The sequence below is a fragment of the Levilactobacillus senmaizukei DSM 21775 = NBRC 103853 genome, from assembly GCF_001592085.1.
Taxonomy (GTDB): Bacteria; Bacillota; Bacilli; order Lactobacillales; family Lactobacillaceae; genus Levilactobacillus; species Levilactobacillus senmaizukei.
In genome coordinates this window covers 1-984 of record NZ_BCWD01000066.1, presented here as the reverse complement: position 1 = coordinate 984, position 984 = coordinate 1, and the positions used below count along the sequence as shown (strand labels likewise).

The window sequence follows — 984 nt, the reverse complement described above, 5'->3', positions numbered from 1 at the left end:
AAATTCTATAATTAATCCGAACAGAAATTAAAAAGCCCAAAGCAATCACTTACAATGGTAGTAGCTAATTCCAACCAATATAGGGAGTGATTACTTTGGGTACATCTACTTTATCACGTTTTCAACGTGGCGCACTAGCACAACTGGTCAATGAGGGGAATAAATCTTACCAAGTAATGGCTGACGCCTTAGGCGTCGCCAAAGCTACGATTAGCTATGAGTTGGACCGGGTTAAACCTTATGATCCAGAATTAGCTCAGCAAGATGCAGATCGCAAAAGGCGGAATTGCGGTCGTCGTTCGATGCTGACGGCAGCATTAGCGACTTTAATTACCAATCACTTACGATTAACCTGGTCACCAGAAACCATTGCGGCCGCTTATAACTTGAGCACTGCGTCAATTTATAATTGGCTTAATCGTGGCTGGCTCCCCTTCAAATTGACTGATCTACCCAATCGGAATGTCCGCCAGCACCGAGTGAGCGAAAATCGTGGGAAATTTACAAGTGGGACTTCCATCGAACAACGGCCAACAACTGTTAATCAACGGTTAGCTTTTGGTCATTGGGAAGTAGATACGATGCTTTCTAGTCGAAGTGAGTCACAATCATGTCTGGTTACATTCGTAGAACGTAAGACCCGACTTCTATGGGCCATCAAAGCCCCTAATAGAACGGCTAAGGCTCTAAACACCGCCTTTGGCAAGTTTATGGGGGCCTTCGGTCCCCAAGTAAAATCCATTACTGTTGATCATGGTAAAGAGTTTGCCAATTATCAGGCCTTAGAACAGGATTATCAGATCAAAGTTTATTTTTGCCATCCATATTCACCATGGGAGCGAGGTTCCAATGAATATTTTAATAGACGGTTACGCTGGTTCTTCCCGAAAAAGACCAATTTTAGCCAAGTAACGACTGATGAGATCCTAGCAGCACTTGAACTAATTAATCAACGACCATTAAAAATACATCATCAACAGACTG

General features: G+C 43.0%; 1 protein-coding gene. It reads left to right on the top strand.

All coding sequences use genetic code 11. The features are described 5' to 3' along the window. Window positions 1–95: 95 nt before the first annotated feature. The coding region (locus tag LSE01S_RS10645; RefSeq protein WP_061777597.1) for an IS30-like element ISLsa1 family transposase at window positions 96–984 on the top strand (889 nt) is incomplete at its 3' end.